Genomic DNA, 15,117 nt, shown 5'->3' with positions numbered 1-15,117 from the left:
CATTCGCGAGCAGGCTCGCTCCCACAGGATCTACTTCCAGCCGAGTATCCAGCCGTCGCTATCTTTCAGGGACTGCCAGGGGAGACGCTCACTGCGCTGGGTCAGCACCGCCTGCAACTCGACTTCCAGCACCGTGCCTTCCTCATCGCGGAACAACTCGGTCACCAGAAAATGTTTTTCGCGGTTTTGCGGGTGGGCTGCTGTCCATTTTGACAGCAGCAATTTACTCGGATTGATTCTATTCACTGCAAGTGCTCATGCAACCGTCGTGCAGCTTCCTGGCCACTGAGCCAGGCGCCTTCGACACGCCCGGACAAGCACCAGTCGCCGCACACATACAGGCCCAGGTCGGCATCGGCCAGGGCGCCCCATTCGTGACTGCTGGCAGGCCGCGCATAGAGCCAGCGGTGCGCGAGGCTGAAGGTCGGGGCGGGCATGGCACTGTGCAACAGTTCTGCAAACGCACCGTGCAGTTGCTCGATCACCGCCTCCTTGGGCAGGTCGATATGTTGCCGGCTCCAGGCGCTGGTCGCATGCAGCACCCACGTGTCCAGGGTGTTGTCGCGCCCGGGTTTGCTGCGGTTGCGCGCCAGCCAGTCGAGCGGGCTGTCCTGCACGAAGCAACCTTCCAAGGGGGTATCCAGCGGCGTATCGAATGCCAGCGCTACCGCCCAGGTCGGCTCCATTTTCACCCCGGCGGCGGCCCCGGCGAGTTTCGGTGCGGAGGCCAGCAATGCCGTGGCTTGAGGCGCCGGCGTAGCGATCACCACGTGACTGAACGGACCATGGGTGAAGCCTTCGGCGTCTTGCAGATGCCAGTGTTCTTCACCGCGATACACCTCGGTGATCCGGCAGGCGAAATGCACTTCCAGATCGCCAAGCAGGCCACGGGTGATCGCGCTCATGCGCGGCGTGCCGACCCAGCGTGTCTGTTCGTCCGGTGACAGGTTGAGCTGGCCGCCTTGGAAGGTGTAGAGCTGTGGCGTCCACTCGGCGACCCAGCCGTTGGATTGCCAACGCTGGACCTCGGTGACGAAGCGACGGTCGCGGGCAGTGAAATACTGCGCGCCCATGTCCAGGGCACCCGCATCGCTGCGCTTGCTCGACATGCGTCCGCCACTGCCGCGGCTTTTATCGAAAAGTTGAACGATGTGCCCGACTTCCGTCAGGGCCTGCGCGGCTGAGAGCCCGGCGATGCCGGTGCCGATGATTGCGATGGGTACAGTCATAGGGGCCTCGTTTACCTTTCTGTACAGACTACGCCGTGGTTTAAACCTGTACAATATTGTTTTTTGGTATAACTTTTAGCGTTCTCGATCTGACAGCTTGGCCTATTGTTAAACACAGACACTGCCCGATACCAAAGATCCCTGCTTATAAAAATAGACTAGTGATCAGGGTAAAACGCCACGCGAGGAAGAAGTCATGCACATATTGCTGACCGGCGGTACTGGTTTGATAGGACGTCAACTCTGCCGACACTGGTTGAGCCAGGGACATCGCCTGACCGTCTTGAGCCGCACACCGGAAAAAGTCGCGAACATTTGTGGTGCCCAGGTTCGCGGCGTCGCGTTGCTGGAAGACCTCGGGCAAGAGCCAGTTGATGCGATTATCAACCTGGCGGGCGCACCCATTGCCGACCGGCCATGGACCACCAGACGCAAAGCCTTACTCTGGAGCAGTCGCATCACCCTGACCGAAACCTTGCTGGCCTGGCTCGAAAGCCGCGAGCAGAAACCGCAGGTGTTGATCTCGGGTTCTGCCATTGGCTGGTACGGCGACAGTGGCGAGCGGGAGCTGACCGAAGCGTCTCCGCCGTCCATCGATGATTTCGCCAGTCAGTTGTGCATTGCCTGGGAAGAAACCGCTCAGCGCGCCGAGGCCATGGGGGTTCGGGTGGTTCTGATTCGAACCGGCCTGGTGTTGTCCGCCGAAGGCGGCTTTTTGTCGCGGCTGTTGCTGCCGTTCAAACTGGGGCTGGGCGGGCCTTTGGGTAGTGGTCGGCAGTGGATGCCCTGGATTCATATCAACGATCAAATCGCCCTGATTGATTTTCTTCTGCATCGCAATGACGCGAGCGGTCCATATAATGCCTGCGCGCCTAAACCGGTGCGCAACCGCGAGTTCGCCAAGACATTGGGCGGTGTGCTGCACCGCCCGGCGTTCATGCCGATGCCGGCCCTGGCCTTGAAAGTGTGCCTGGGCGAGTTGTCACTGTTGTTGCTGGGCGGCCAGAAGGCTGTACCGGAGCGCTTGCTGGAAGCGGGTTTCACGTTCCAGTTCACTGATTTGCGCGCGGCCCTGGACGACCTGTCCAGCCGCCTCTGAAATAGGACGTTGCATGACCGATCACGCGTTGCTTCTGGTTAACCTGGGTTCGCCTGCCTCCACATCAGTGGCGGATGTGCGCAGTTACCTCAACCAATTTCTGATGGATCCCTACGTGATCGACCTGCCATGGCCGGTGCGACGCTTATTGGTGTCGCTGATCCTGATCAAGCGCCCGGAGCAGTCCGCCCACGCCTACGCGTCGATCTGGTGGGAGGAGGGCTCGCCGCTGGTGGTGCTCAGCCGTCGCCTGCAGCAGGCCATGACTGCTCAGTGGAGCCACGGGCCGGTAGAGCTGGCGATGCGTTATGGCGAGCCGTCGATTGAGACGAAACTGGTCCAGCTGGCGGCTCAGGGCCACAAAAACATCACCCTTGCGCCGCTTTATCCACAGTTCGCCGACAGCACCGTGACCACGGTGATTGAGGAAGCCAAGCGGGTAGTGCGCGAGAAGCAGCTCGACGTGCAGTTTTCGATTCTCCAGCCGTTCTACGATCAGCCGGAGTACCTCGATGCGTTGGTGGCCAGCGCGAAGCCTTATTTGCAGCAGGATTACGATCACTTGCTGCTGAGCTTTCACGGTTTGCCAGAGCGGCACCTGACCAAGATCGACCCTACCGGTCACCATTGCTTCAAAGGCGAGAATTGCTGTCTGAACGCTTCGCCAGAGGTATTGGCGACCTGCTACCGAGCCCAATGCCTGCGCACGGCGTCGGAGTTTGCCAAGCGCATGGGGCTGGCGGATGGCAAGTGGTCAGTGTCGTTCCAGTCGCGTCTGGGTCGAGCAAAATGGATTGAACCCTACACCGAGGCGCGCCTCGATGAATTGGCCGGGATGGGCGTGAAGAAAGTCCTGGTCATGTGCCCGGCGTTTGTTGCCGATTGCATCGAGACGCTTGAGGAGATCGGTGATCGCGGCAAGGAATTGTTCCGCGAGGCGGGGGGCGAGGAATTGGTGCTGGTGCCGTGTCTCAACGATGATCCGCAGTGGGCGCGGGCGTTGAGTGCCTTGTGTGAACGAGCGCCGCTGGCGCTTTAGAAGCTTCGCGGGCAAGCCTCGCTCCTACAGGTTGTGTGTCGCTCAACAAAACGACGCAATTCTGTAGGAGCGAGGCTTGCCCGCGAAGGCATTCTCAAGGCTGACTACAACAACGGCTCATCCGCCTTCTTGTGCTTCCAGCTGTCATTGCCCGGCAGCAACAGATTCAGCCCGATCGCCACCACCGCGCATAGCGCGATGCCTTTGAGGCCGAAGTCGTCGGGGCCGGTGCCGGTGCCGACCAGCACACCGCCAATCCCGAATACCAGCGTCACCGAGACAATCACCAGGTTGCGCGCCTCGCCCAGGTCGATCTTGTGGCGAATCAGCGTGTTCATCCCCACCGCCGCGATCGAGCCAAACAACAGGCACAGAATCCCGCCCATCACCGGCACCGGGATGCTTTGCAGGAGTGCGCCGAACTTGCCGACGAACGCCAGGCTGATGGCAAAGATCGCCGCCCAGGTCATGATTTTCGGGTTGTAGTTTTTGGTCAGCATCACCGCGCCCGTCACTTCGGCGTAGGTGGTGTTGGGTGGGCCGCCGAACAGCCCGGCTGCGGTGGTGGCAATGCCGTCGCCGAGCAGGGTGCGATGCAGGCCGGGCTTCTTCAGGTAATCGCGGCCGGTCACGCTGCCGACGGCAATCACCCCGCCGATGTGCTCGATGGCCGGCGCCAGGGCTACCGGAACGATGAACAGAATCGCCTGCCAGTTGAACTCCGGCGCGGTGAAGTGCGGAATCGCAAACCACGGTGCCGCGGCAATCTTCGCGGTATCGACGACGCCGAAGTAGAACGCCATGGCAAAACCGACCAGCACGCCGGAAATGATCGGCACCAGGCGGAAAATGCCTTTACCGAACACTGCGACGATCAGGGTGGTCAGCAATGCCGGCATCGAAATCAGCATGGCGGTCTGGTAATGAATCAGCTCGGTGCCATCGCCAGCCTTGCCCATCGCCATGTTGGCGGCAATCGGCGCCATGGCCAGGCCGATGGAGATGATCACCGGACCAATCACCACCGGTGGCAGCAGGCGGTCGATGAAACCGGTGCCTTTGATCTTCACGGCCAGGCCGAGGAAGGTGTAAACGAAACCCGCCGCCATCACGCCGCCCATGGTTGCCGCGAGGCCGAACTGGCCCTTGGCGAGAATGATCGGGGTGATGAAGGCAAAGCTCGACGCCAGGAACACCGGCACCTGACGCCCGGTGACGATCTGGAACAAAATCGTCCCCAGACCTGCGGTAAACAGCGCCACGTTCGGGTCGAGGCCGGTAATCAGCGGCATCAATACCAGGGCGCCGAAGGCCACGAACAGCATCTGTGCGCCAGACAGCACCGTGCGCCAGAGCGGATCGTTGAACTCTTGCTGCATGCTCAAGCGTCCTTCTGCTTGGTGCCGAAGATCTTGTCACCGGCATCGCCAAGGCCTGGGATGATGTAACCGTGTTCGTTGAGTTTTTCATCAATGGAGGCGGTGTAGATCATCACGTCCGGGTGCGCTTTGCCCACTGCGGCGATGCCTTCCGGCGCGGCAACCAGCACCATGGCGCGGATGTCGCGGCAACCAGCCTTTTTCAGCAGGTCGATGGTGGCGACCATGGAGCTGCCGGTGGCGAGCATCGGGTCGATGATCATTGCCAGGCGTTCATTGATTTCCGGAACCAGTTTTTCCAGATACGTATGGGCCTGCAGGGTTTGTTCGTTGCGGGCCACGCCGACGGCACTGACTTTGGCGCCCGGGATCAGGCTCAGTACGCCTTCGAGCATGCCGATGCCGGCGCGCAGGATCGGCACCACGGTGATTTTCTTGCCGGCGATTTTCTCCACCGACACGGTGCCGCACCAACCTTCGATGTCGTAGGTTTCCAGCGGCAGGTCTTTGGTGGCTTCATAGGTCAGCAGGGCGCCGACTTCCTGAGCGAGCTCACGGAAATTCTTCGTGCTAATGTCGGCGCGGCGCATGAGGCCGAGTTTATGACGGATCAGCGGATGGCGGATCTCGAGGATGGGCATGGGAAAGGCTCCGGCGGCGGGCAAAAAAACCGGCTTAGATTAATCTATCCGAGGGTGTTGTCCTATAGACATACAGTACGTTAGTCCACAAACGCTTGATCTGGCCGTGCGGGATGCGTACCTTTGCCCGCTTTTCCTTAATCAGTCCCCCCCCTGGAGAGCGCCATGTCCGCTGATCTCGAGCATATCCGTCAAATCATGCGAGAGGCTGACTGCCTGTACACCGAAGCTGAAGTCGAGGCGGCCATCGCCCGCGTCGGTGCACACATCAACGAACAACTGGCTGACAGCAATCCGGTGGTGTTCTGTGTGATGAACGGCGGCCTGATTTTCGCCGGCAAGCTGCTCACCCATCTGCACTTCCCGCTGGAAGCGTCCTACCTGCACGCCACCCGTTATCGCAACGAAACCAGCGGCGGCGACCTGTTCTGGAAAGCCAAGCCGGAAGTTTCGTTCCTCGACCGCGACGTGCTGATCATCGACGACATCCTCGATGAAGGTCATACCCTGGGCGCAATCATCGACTACTGCAAACACGCTGGCGCGCGCAAAGTGCACACCGCCGTGCTGATCGACAAGGACCACGACCGCAAGGCTCGCCCGGACCTGAAAGCCGATTTCGTCGGCCTGCCGTGCATCGACCGTTATATTTTCGGTTACGGCATGGACTACAAAGGCTACTGGCGTAACGCCAACGGGATTTTTGCTGTTAAAGGAATGTAATCATTGGCCACGCCGAGCTTTCTTGATCAAACACTGTTCACTGAGTTGGCCGAGAAGGCTGCGGCCAATCCGCGCGGGCGCCAGCATCACAACTTTCATCGGATGGAAGAGCCGTGCCATCGCATGGCCGTGGGTTTGCAGCCAAGTACGTATATTCCCCCTCATCGGCACCTGAGTGATGACAAGGCGGAAACGCTGTTGGTGCTGCGGGGGCGTCTCGGCCTGTTGATTTTTGATGAGTCTGGAGGCGTTATCCACACGAGCGTTCTGCAAGCGGCTGGCGAATCGGTGGGCGTCGATCTTCCTCACGGCGTGTTCCATGGCCTGGTCGTGCTGGAAGCCGATAGCGTGATGTTCGAGTGCAAAGCCGGCCCTTATCGCCCGGTCGGTGAGGGTGAGCTTGCTCCGTGGGCGCCACGCGAAGGCGAGCCTGGTGTGGCCGAGTATCAGGCGTGGATGCGCGCGCAGTTTGATTGAGCCGTGCGCTCAATTTTCCCCGGCCAGCCAGCGTTCGCTTTTGCGACGCGCCTGTTCCAGGTTGTTCACGTAGGCCAACTGACGCTGTTCCCGATGGATGCCCGCGCGTCTGAGCTTCAGGCGCACCCTTGGAGCGGTCGCCACCAGAATCAGGCCGATGCCGTCCGTGCGGTAATCCCTCAGGATATTGTCGAAGGCCACCAGCGCTGTCATGTCCAGCATCGGCACGGCGCTCATCTCGACGATCACCACTTTGACCTCCGGGTTGAATTTGCGTAGCACCCCCAGGGCTTTTTCAGCAGCGCCGAAGAACAGCGGCCCGCGTATCGCATAGCAACGAACATGCTCCGGCATGTCCTGCAAGGCCTGATGGAAGGCGCGGGGCAGTTCGGCGGTGTCGGTGAGATCGCTCATGCGTTTGATAAATAACCCGGCGGCCAGCAGCAGGCCGACGGCGACGGCCATCACCATGTCGAACAACACCGTCAGGCTCAGGCAGGTCAGCAAGACCAGCACATCGCTGCGAGGCGCGATGCGCAAGGTATGGAGCACGTGCCGGGCCTCGCTCATGTTCCACGCCACCATGATCAGCAAAGCGGCCAGTGCAGCCATCGGCAAGTAGCTGAAAAGCGGTGCGAGGACGAGTATTGCCATCAGCACCACGGCGCTATGAATAATGGCGGCCAGTGGCGAAAAGGCTCCGCTGCGCACGTTGGTGGCACTTCGGGCAATGGCCGCCGTGGCGGTAATGCCACCGAACAACGGTGCGATCAGGTTGCCCAGGCCCTGGCCCAGCAGTTCTGCGTTGGGGTCGTGTTTGCTGCCGGTCATGCCATCCGCCACCACCGCACACAACAAGGATTCAATGGCGCCGAGCATGGCAATGGCGAACGCCGGCGCCAGTAACTGACGGATCAAATCGTAAGACAGGTGCAGCGGCTGGCCGTCGGGGCCGGGTAGATTCCAAGGCCAATCGAAGCTTGGCAGGAACGGCGGAATGCCGGGATGGCTGACGCCGTCGACCATATAGCTGAAACGCTCACCCAATGTCGCCACCGCCAGCCCGCCGTGCTCCAGCGCCAACCCCAGGAGCGCGCCGATGGTCAGCGCCACCAGATGCCCCGGAATCCTCGGCACCCAACGTGGCCAGACAATCAGAACGGCCAGGCAGGTGAGGCCGATGATCCCGTCCCCTAGCCGGGCGCTGGGCAACGCCAGAATCAATACGCCCAGCTGTTCGATGTAGTGTTCTGCCTGGCCGGCGGTGTTCAGGCCCAGCAAATCCTTCAATTGCAGGGTGGCAATGACAATGCCGATCCCGGCGGTAAAGCCCAGGGTGACCGGGTACGGAATGTACTGAATCAACCGCCCGGCTCGAATCAGCCCCATGGCAATGAGGATGACGCCGGCAAGCATGGTGCAAAGCAGCAGGCCGCCCAGGCCATATTGTTGGGTGATGGGCAGCAGAATGACTACGAACGCGGCGGTCGGCCCACTGACATTGAAACGCGAACCGCCTGTCAGGGCGATCAGGGGCGCAGCGATCAGTACCGTATACAACCCTTGCTGGGGCGGTACACCCACGGCAATCGCCAGGGCCATGGCCAACGGGATGGCGATAATCCCTACCGTCACCCCGGCACTGATGTCGCCGCGTAAGCGCCTGAGGGTGTAGCCGGCGCGCCAGGTCTGACGCCAGGCCGCAAACAACGGGGGGACGGAGAACGTCATGAACACTCCCTAGAAGACGAAGCACTGTTGAACGACGGCTGAAAGCTCGTCCAGCATGGCCAGCCTCGTACTGCGAAGTATTGACCTATATCGCCAATTCGCGCGGTTGATCCTCATGCTAGAGTGCCTGGCCTCGCCTTCGGAGCCCGTCATGAGCCTTTTGATCCGCAGCTGCGCCGCCCTGTTGCTGACCCTCAGCCTGCCTCTGGCGGCCGCCCCGGCGCCGATGCACGCGCAGTTCCTGCCGCCCGACGACCTGACCCTGCGTGACGCGGAGCCCGAGCAGCAACAGCTGTTGCAGGTCACCGAATATTCGGTGGTGGTCGGCAGCCAGCGTCAGTCCAATCAACAGCCGATTCCGGTCACGTCGCCGGTGTTGATCCGTCTCAAGGGCAAATCCTTGAACAAGGGCGCGACCATCAACCAGGTGTTGGTCAACTTCGATGGCGAAAGCAAAAGCCTTAAAAAGCCGATCTACGACGAAAAAAGCAAAACCCTGACGCTGTTTTACCCGATGGCGCAGTACCGGGTGGTGATCGACCTGTTGCGCAATGACACGGTGTATTGCCAGTTCCTCAGCTACGCCAACGGCCATGTCTGGGCTGATCTGCACACGGGCGCTGTTCGTCCGCGTTGAGCCTTGTGCCCGGGCAGGGGTAAACTGCCCGCCCCGTGAAATGTCTGCGAGCTGGAGTCGGCAATGCGTAAAGATAAGAAGCAAGTGATTGGTGACGAGATCGGCGATGAGCAGATCAAGTTGTTTCTCGATTTCGAGCCGGTCGACGCCACTTCGCCGTCCCTGCACAAGCTGATCAAGGCCTACCGTGGCCTGCGCATCGATGATTTCGAGCGTTTTCTGACGTTCTTCGTCGCAGCCGGTCTGGACCTGGATGGCAAGGATGAGCACGGCAATGACTTCGTCGCCCTGATCAAGGATCAGCGCAATGCCGCCGAGTACATCGAGTTGATCGCCAAGGCGCGCGGCTGATCCTTTCTGGGAGGAACTCGCCACAAAGATGATTTCAGCGCCCTAAAAAAAACGCCCCGCTCTCACTGAGAACGGGGCGTTTTTTATGGGACCGAATCAAGCGTAGCTTTCGGTCTCGCTACTGGCTTCAACCAGTTCCAGCGCGACGTTGTTGTGCGCATTGATCTTGCGATACAGCGCAGCGTCGGTCTCCAGAACCTTTTCCCGAGCCGGGAAGATTTCCGCCAGTTTGGCAGACCATTCACCAGAGGCTTTGTTCGGGAAGCATTTTTCGATCAGCTCAAGCATGATCGAAACGGTCACCGAGGCACCTGGCGACGCGCCGAGCAGGGCGGCAAGGGAACCGTCCTTGGCCGCGACCAGTTCGGTACCGAACTGCAGAACGCCGCCCTTTTTCGGATCCTTCTTGATGATCTGCACCCGTTGGCCGGCCACTTCCAGGCGCCAGTCTTCGGCTTTCGCCTCAGGGTAGAAGCGACGCAGGGAATCCAGGCGCTGCTCCATCGACTGCATCACTTCGCTGACCAGGTACTTGGTCAGGTCCATGTTGTTTTTCGCCACGGCCAGCATCGGGCCGATGTTGCCGGCGCGAACCGACATCGGCAGGTCCATGAAGGAGCCATGCTTGAGGAACTTGGTGGTGAAACCGGCGTAAGGTCCGAACAGCAGGGACTTCTTGCCATCGACCACGCGGGTGTCCAGGTGCGGCACCGACATCGGTGGCGAACCCACCGCTGCCTGGCTGTAGACCTTGGCCTGGTGATGCTTGACCACTTCCGGGTTGTCGCAACGCAGCCACTGGCCGCTGATCGGGAAGCCGCCGAAGCCTTTGCTTTCCTCGATGCCCGACGCCTGCAACAGCGGCAGTGCCGCGCCGCCAGCGCCGAGGAAGACGAACCTGGCGTCGACTTCACGGGAGTTACCGCTGTTGACGTCCTTGATGCTGACGGTCCAGCCGCTGCCATTACGCTTGAGGCCAGTCACGCGCTTGCAGTACTTGACCTGGGCATCGGGTGCGCTGGTCAGGTGCTTGAGCAATTGATTGGTCAGGGCGCCGAAATTGACGTCGGTGCCGTTCATCACGCGGGTGGCGGCGACGACTTCGTCGGCTGGCCGGCCCGGCATCATCAACGGCATCCACTCGGCCATGGTGGCCTTGTCTTCGGTGTATTCCATGTCCGAGAAGGCGTGGTGCTTGCTCAGGGTCTTGAAGCGTTCCTTGAGGAAGGAAACGCCATCATTGCCCTGCACGAAGCTCAGGTGCGGCACCGGGCTGATGAACGTCTTGCAGGAGCCGAACGTGCCTTTTTTGGTCAGGTAGGACCAGAACTGCTTCGACACTTCAAACTGAGTGTTGATGTGCACGGCTTTCTTGATGTCGACGCTGCCGTCGGCGGCCTGCGGGGTGTAATTGAGCTCACACAGCCCGGCGTGACCGGTACCGGCGTTGTTCCACGGATTCGAACTCTCCGCGGCACCGGAATCCATCAGCTCGACGACTTCCAGCTTGATCGCGGGGTCGAGTTCTTTGAGCAGTACGGCAAGGGTGGCACTCATGATGCCGGCCCCAACCAGTACTACATCGACTGCTTCGTTATGCGCCATTTAACGCGTCTCCAAAATCTGCAGCACCAAATTGTCGGCATGGCTGCCAAGCGTTCCGGGGCGTGTCAGTGATGCCCCAAGTACCCATGGCCAGTGTCGCCATGTCCGAATCTTCGCAATTTTTCGCAACTTCGACGGATGCATGCGGCCGGGACAAAAGAGTTACATGAACTCATCTCTGCGCGCGGCTGGCAATTCGACTTATGGTCGAGACATCCGTTTGTGCAACCAAATCCGTAGCGGACAGGCTTCAGGCTCCGGTGTTCGAGGAGCACTCGGTCCTGTGTCGTTGGGCTGTTTCAGACGCTAATGGTGCATGTTCAGACGCAAAACTATTCATTTGCTCGCCACACTCTTGTGAAGTTGTGAAAACCCGTTTTTTTCACGCTCTTTTGAAGACGTGAACCTCAAAAAAGGGCTGTCACAGCCTGGCACCGTGCCCGGATGGATTGCCGCCATGGGGTACATGACAGGCAAAACGGGCAAACAGCTCAGTGACCGAGCGTAATGACAGCTCTGCAGATTCGCGAAAAGTGGGGTTTTTGCTCAAGGAACAGCAAGCGCGCCAGCTTCACTCGATCTGTGTGGGCGGCTCTCTGTGGGCGGTGCGGGGTGCCAATACCGAAGCATTGACGATGCTGCGAGGCCCGATCAGGAGACGTCCTTATAATCGGGGGGAGATTGTATCTAAGAAACGCAGGGAAATGGACGTGTTTAATGACTTTAATTAGGCGTCTGGTCAGGTGGTCAACAGATGTTGCACCCGTGCACGTGGCTGGCGCTGGTTGACACGGGCGCTCGGGGGCAGCGGATGGTGCAGCCAGTTGAGGCGGATTTCTTCGATTTCGACCCAGCCATCGCCCATCGGCTGGAGGCTGCACTGCTTGAACGCCTGGCAATGGCCATTGCGGTCGAGCAGGGCAAAGCTGCGGTGCAGCGGGCGTGGAGCGAACAGCGAGATGAGATAACGCATGGCGAAGTACCTTGTGGGTGACCTACTGAGAAGATTGCCAGCGAGCCGTGACGTGCAAGTGTATGGGCGGTGACAGATGTGTGACAGGAACCGGTTTCCCAAGGGTTTGTCAGACATTTCAGTATTCACTGTGAGGTGCTAGTTACCCGCAGTGGCCCACCGCTATACTGCGGGCCTGTTTGTGCCTGATTCTGGAGAGAAGAGCATGTTGCAACGCCTGTTGTTCGGTTTGATCACTGTGACCAGTTTGACCCTCGTCGGCTGCGCCCACAGCCCGCAACAACTGAACCCTGAACCCAAGTTGACGACTCAGCTGGCGCCGGTCGGCCGTGGTCAGCCGGTGGTGGTGCGTGTGGTGGACGGTCGTCCGTCGCCAACCCTGGGCACCCGTGGTGGCTTGTACCCCGAGACCAGCGCGATCACCGTGCAGGGCGCGCAGATCCTGCCGAAGTTGCAGGCTCAGGCCGAGGCCGCCGTGCGGTTGCTGGGCTTCACCCCGACGTCGAATGCGCTGAATGCTCCGCAGTTGACCGTGACCCTGGCCGAGCTGAAGTATCAGTCGCCTAAAGAGGGCATGTACGTGACTGAAGCGACCATCGGCGCAACCTTCCGCTCGGATGTGCAGAACGCCAACCGTCGCTACAGCGGCCGTTACGGCGCATCCCTGGACCAGCGTTTCGGCATGGCGCCAAATCAGGAAACCAACACCAAGTTGGTCAGTGATGTCTTGAGCGATGCGTTGACGCGTCTGTTCAAGGACCCGACGATTGGTCAGATTCTCAGCGAGTAACCTTCGCGAGATTCAAAAAAAGCCCGGAGCCAGCAATGGCCCCGGGCTTTTTCATGCCTGCTGATTACCGATCACCTGTAGGAGCGAGGCTTGCCCGCGAACGCGTTGTGTCAGGCAACATCACCGTTGGATGTTCCGCCGTCTTCGCGGGCAAGCCTCGCTCCTACAGGGGCTGGTGGGGTCAGGCAGCTTGGGAGTAGAAATCCAGCACACTCACGCCCGTCAGCAAATCCGTCTCCGGCAAATCCGCATGTTGATGCCCACCCAATGCGCAATAAACCAGCCAGTGGCGGTCCTGAACGTTAAAGGCGAGGCTTCCCACGAGATTTTGTTGTTCGTCACTCTGGGCGATGAGGTAGAGGCGGTCCTGGTTTTCGGCGTGCAGCATGACGGTTTCCGTGTCGGTTTCGAGGGCCGCCAGACTGGCGTATTCAGATGACGGAGCCGTGACACAGGGCAGCATTTGGTCAGATGGTTCGTTATTTGTCGGAAAGGCAGGGCAGGGGGGCAGGCTTTCGGTAGAATCCGCGCCGCAGTCGCCGGTTCGGCGTCTGCCACACCTGTTTTGCCGAGGTCCGTGATGTCGTTGCATTTGATTTCGCTGTTCACCCAGCATCCCGCCAAGTTGATCAACCTGCTGGCCTTGCTGTTGGCCTTTCCGGGCAGTTGGCTGCTGCATGCCACTCGGCGCCGTGAACAACGCGCCATGGCCAGCCTGGTCGCCCAGCGTCAAAGCCGCCCGAACGAAGAGCCCATCCTGGATTGGGCCACCTTGCGCATGAACCGGTTCTTCTACCGCTTTGGCTTCGCCTGCCTGGGGCTGGCGTTGCTGGTGTCGTGGATCAGCACGCGCTTCTGAATCTCCAGCGCAGACCCCTGTGGCGAGGGGGCTTTGTGGCGAGGGGATAAATCCCCTCGCCACAGGGCGCCGTGTTTTATCCAGCCCAATTACAGCGGCAAACCAGCCTTGACCCGGTACTGATTACGCACCGGCGTTGCATATTGCAGAACCAGATACGGACGATGTTCCTCAGGGCAAGCCTCCAGACGACGTTGCCATTCTTCCTGGGCCTGGGCCAGTTCGTCGGCCGCAAACACCTCGGCGGCCTTCGGCACCTGCAATTGCGGATCGGTGTCTTTCCACTGGGCGTAAGCCAGGTAATGCACCGGGAATAACCGGTAGCCGCCGAGGATCTGCCGGTCCATCTCGATCGCCAACTGCTTGGTGTCGTCGAACAGCTCGGTGATCGGCGCGGCGAAGTTTACGTGCACCCGGCCCTTGTAGCCGGTGATGCCCTTGGCAATGCTGACGTCGTCCTCGCCCGGGACTTTGGAGTAGCTGCCGCTGGTGGCGCGGATGAACAGCTCGCGAGCCTTGGCCTGGTCGCACGGGTCGTATTCGTAGCTGATCGAGACGGGGCTGACGTTAAGCGAGCGGATGACTTCGCCGAACGGCTCGTCCTTGCGGCTCATGTGGAACATCTTCAGGATCGCCGACTCGGTGCGGTCGTCGCCGTCCTTGGCCCGGCCTTCGGCCTGGGCGATCCAGATGGAGGCGCAATCGTTGCGGATCGAGTGGTTGATGTAGGCCGACAGCAGCTGATACGCCGCCATCTTCTCGCGACGCCCGGAGATCGAACGGTGCACGATGAAGCTCTTGTTCAGGCGCATCAAATCGCTGACGAAGGGCTTTTGCAGCAGGTTGTCGCCGATCGCGATACGCGGTGTCGGCAGGCCAGCGTGGTACACGGCGTAATTGACGAAGGCCGGGTCCATCACAATGTCACGGTGGTTGGCGATGAACAGGTAGGCGCTGCCGGACTTGAACTGCTCGACGCCGGTGTACGTCACACCGTCCGTGGCCCGTTCAATGGTGTGGTCGACATACATCTCGACTTTATCCTGCAGCGTGGCTACCGAGGTGACGCCGGCGAACTCACGGCGCAGCCGATGAGCTATAAGAGGTTTGAGCGCCCAGCCAAAGGCACCGGCAAAGCGCGGGAAGCGGAAGTGGATGAGGATATCTAGAAACGCCTTGTCGCCGAGCAGTCGGTCCAGCACCGCAGGGACTTCGCTGTCATTGTAAGGTCGGATGGCATCGAATTCGCCCATCATGCTCTCTTGTTAGAAACGGCTAGGGTAAGTAAAGGTTTTGATCGAAAACCAACGGGGCACGGTCTGAAAAGGTAGCCAGACAAAAATAGCCCTGCAAATAGACCGGCGATTATACGCACAAGTCACCTGGGAGACCGCGATGCTGGAAACTGCGCAGTATGAATGTCCGTATTGTGGTGAAGAGGTCGAGACGACGGTGGACCTGTCCGGGGGCGATCAGACCTATATCGAGGACTGTCAGGTGTGCTGTCGGCCGATAACGTTTGTGTTGCAGGTTGACGGAGAGGAATGGCACCTCGAAGTGTTCAGCGAAAATGAGTAAGGGGCG

18 protein-coding genes are annotated in these 15,117 nt (G+C 60.0%); 9 read left to right on the top strand and 9 right to left on the bottom strand.

All coding sequences use genetic code 11. From position 1 onward, the window contains the following. Nucleotides 1-30 precede the first annotated feature (30 nt). The gene (locus tag ACA068_RS24565) at nucleotides 31-246 is read right to left on the bottom strand and encodes a TIGR02450 family Trp-rich protein (RefSeq protein ID WP_497305398.1); all 216 of its coding nucleotides are present in this window, start codon (nucleotides 244-246) and stop codon (nucleotides 31-33) included. After that, nucleotides 243-1,229 (bottom strand): NAD(P)/FAD-dependent oxidoreductase, encoded by a 987-nt coding sequence (locus ACA068_RS24560; protein WP_497305396.1) that lies wholly within the window; start codon nucleotides 1,227-1,229, stop codon nucleotides 243-245. The genes ACA068_RS24565 and ACA068_RS24560 overlap by 4 nt, the downstream gene beginning before the upstream one ends. 196 nt (nucleotides 1,230-1,425) lie before the next feature. Here ACA068_RS24560 and ACA068_RS24555 point away from each other — a divergent pair, with 196 nt between their 5' ends. Beyond that, on the top strand, nucleotides 1,426-2,328 hold the full coding sequence (locus ACA068_RS24555) for a TIGR01777 family oxidoreductase (RefSeq protein WP_497305394.1): 903 nt from the start codon (nucleotides 1,426-1,428) through the stop codon (nucleotides 2,326-2,328). 13 nt (nucleotides 2,329-2,341) lie between these two features. Beyond that, on the top strand, nucleotides 2,342-3,367 hold the full coding sequence (gene hemH / locus ACA068_RS24550) for a ferrochelatase (protein WP_497305392.1): 1,026 nt from the start codon (nucleotides 2,342-2,344) through the stop codon (nucleotides 3,365-3,367). A 104-nt stretch (nucleotides 3,368-3,471) separates the two neighbouring features. Here the strand turns inward: hemH and ACA068_RS24545 are convergent, their stop codons facing one another. Both ACA068_RS24545 and upp read right to left on the bottom strand, forming a co-directional pair. Continuing rightward, on the bottom strand, nucleotides 3,472-4,746 hold the full coding sequence (locus tag ACA068_RS24545; RefSeq protein WP_131059474.1) for a uracil-xanthine permease family protein: 1,275 nt from the start codon (nucleotides 4,744-4,746) through the stop codon (nucleotides 3,472-3,474). 2 nt (nucleotides 4,747-4,748) lie between these two features. Continuing rightward, on the bottom strand, nucleotides 4,749-5,387 hold the full coding sequence (upp, locus tag ACA068_RS24540) for a uracil phosphoribosyltransferase (RefSeq protein ID WP_010458234.1): 639 nt from the start codon (nucleotides 5,385-5,387) through the stop codon (nucleotides 4,749-4,751). A gap of 165 nt (nucleotides 5,388-5,552) precedes the next feature. On the opposite strand from upp, the gene ACA068_RS24535 reads away from it, so the two are divergent. Both ACA068_RS24535 and ACA068_RS24530 read left to right on the top strand, forming a co-directional pair. Beyond that, nucleotides 5,553-6,110 (top strand): hypoxanthine-guanine phosphoribosyltransferase, encoded by a 558-nt coding sequence (locus ACA068_RS24535; RefSeq protein WP_219094372.1) that lies wholly within the window; start codon nucleotides 5,553-5,555, stop codon nucleotides 6,108-6,110. Between the two features lie 3 nt (nucleotides 6,111-6,113). Beyond that, entirely contained in the window at nucleotides 6,114-6,587 is a 474-nt protein-coding gene (locus ACA068_RS24530; RefSeq protein WP_497305390.1) for a WbuC family cupin fold metalloprotein, read from the top strand. Nucleotides 6,588-6,596: 9 nt separating this feature from the next. Here the strand turns inward: ACA068_RS24530 and dauA are convergent, their stop codons facing one another. Further along, entirely contained in the window at nucleotides 6,597-8,318 is a 1,722-nt protein-coding gene (gene dauA, locus ACA068_RS24525) for a C4-dicarboxylic acid transporter DauA (RefSeq protein WP_497305388.1), read from the bottom strand. Between the two features lie 151 nt (nucleotides 8,319-8,469). Between dauA and ACA068_RS24520 the strand changes: the two genes are divergently transcribed. Together ACA068_RS24520 and ACA068_RS24515 are read left to right on the top strand one after the other, a co-directional pair. After that, entirely contained in the window at nucleotides 8,470-8,955 is a 486-nt protein-coding gene (locus ACA068_RS24520) for a hypothetical protein (protein WP_497305386.1), read from the top strand. Between the two features lie 63 nt (nucleotides 8,956-9,018). Next, nucleotides 9,019-9,306, top strand: a complete 288-nt coding sequence (locus tag ACA068_RS24515) for a PA4642 family protein (RefSeq protein WP_010458223.1) — start codon at nucleotides 9,019-9,021, stop codon at nucleotides 9,304-9,306. Nucleotides 9,307-9,402: 96 nt separating this feature from the next. Here the strand turns inward: ACA068_RS24515 and mqo are convergent, their stop codons facing one another. After that, nucleotides 9,403-10,911, bottom strand: coding sequence for a malate dehydrogenase (quinone) (mqo, locus tag ACA068_RS24510; RefSeq protein ID WP_497305384.1), 1,509 nt, complete (start codon nucleotides 10,909-10,911; stop codon nucleotides 9,403-9,405). Between the two features lie 739 nt (nucleotides 10,912-11,650). Beyond that, on the bottom strand, nucleotides 11,651-11,884 hold the full coding sequence (locus tag ACA068_RS24505; protein WP_497305382.1) for a hypothetical protein: 234 nt from the start codon (nucleotides 11,882-11,884) through the stop codon (nucleotides 11,651-11,653). 205 nt (nucleotides 11,885-12,089) lie between these two features. On the opposite strand from ACA068_RS24505, the gene ACA068_RS24500 reads away from it, so the two are divergent. Beyond that, the gene (locus ACA068_RS24500; protein WP_109634763.1) at nucleotides 12,090-12,674 is read left to right on the top strand and encodes a YajG family lipoprotein; all 585 of its coding nucleotides are present in this window, start codon (nucleotides 12,090-12,092) and stop codon (nucleotides 12,672-12,674) included. 181 nt (nucleotides 12,675-12,855) lie between these two features. On the opposite strand, the gene ACA068_RS24495 is transcribed toward ACA068_RS24500, so the two are convergent. Beyond that, the gene (locus tag ACA068_RS24495; RefSeq protein WP_010458215.1) at nucleotides 12,856-13,062 is read right to left on the bottom strand and encodes a hypothetical protein; all 207 of its coding nucleotides are present in this window, start codon (nucleotides 13,060-13,062) and stop codon (nucleotides 12,856-12,858) included. 192 nt (nucleotides 13,063-13,254) lie between these two features. Between ACA068_RS24495 and ACA068_RS24490 the strand changes: the two genes are divergently transcribed. After that, on the top strand, nucleotides 13,255-13,533 hold the full coding sequence (locus ACA068_RS24490; protein ID WP_497305380.1) for a hypothetical protein: 279 nt from the start codon (nucleotides 13,255-13,257) through the stop codon (nucleotides 13,531-13,533). Between the two features lie 89 nt (nucleotides 13,534-13,622). On the opposite strand, the gene ACA068_RS24485 is transcribed toward ACA068_RS24490, so the two are convergent. Further along, a complete protein-coding gene (locus tag ACA068_RS24485; protein WP_497305378.1) occupies nucleotides 13,623-14,789 on the bottom strand; it encodes a 1-acyl-sn-glycerol-3-phosphate acyltransferase in 1,167 nt (388 codons plus the stop codon). A 139-nt stretch (nucleotides 14,790-14,928) separates the two neighbouring features. Here ACA068_RS24485 and ACA068_RS24480 point away from each other — a divergent pair, with 139 nt between their 5' ends. Then, nucleotides 14,929-15,111, top strand: coding sequence for a CPXCG motif-containing cysteine-rich protein (locus ACA068_RS24480; protein ID WP_214378625.1), 183 nt, complete (start codon nucleotides 14,929-14,931; stop codon nucleotides 15,109-15,111). Nucleotides 15,112-15,117 lie beyond the last annotated feature (6 nt).

The organism is Pseudomonas sp. LBUM1660 (assembly GCF_059695935.1).
This window is presented reverse-complemented; position numbering and strand designations above follow the sequence as displayed.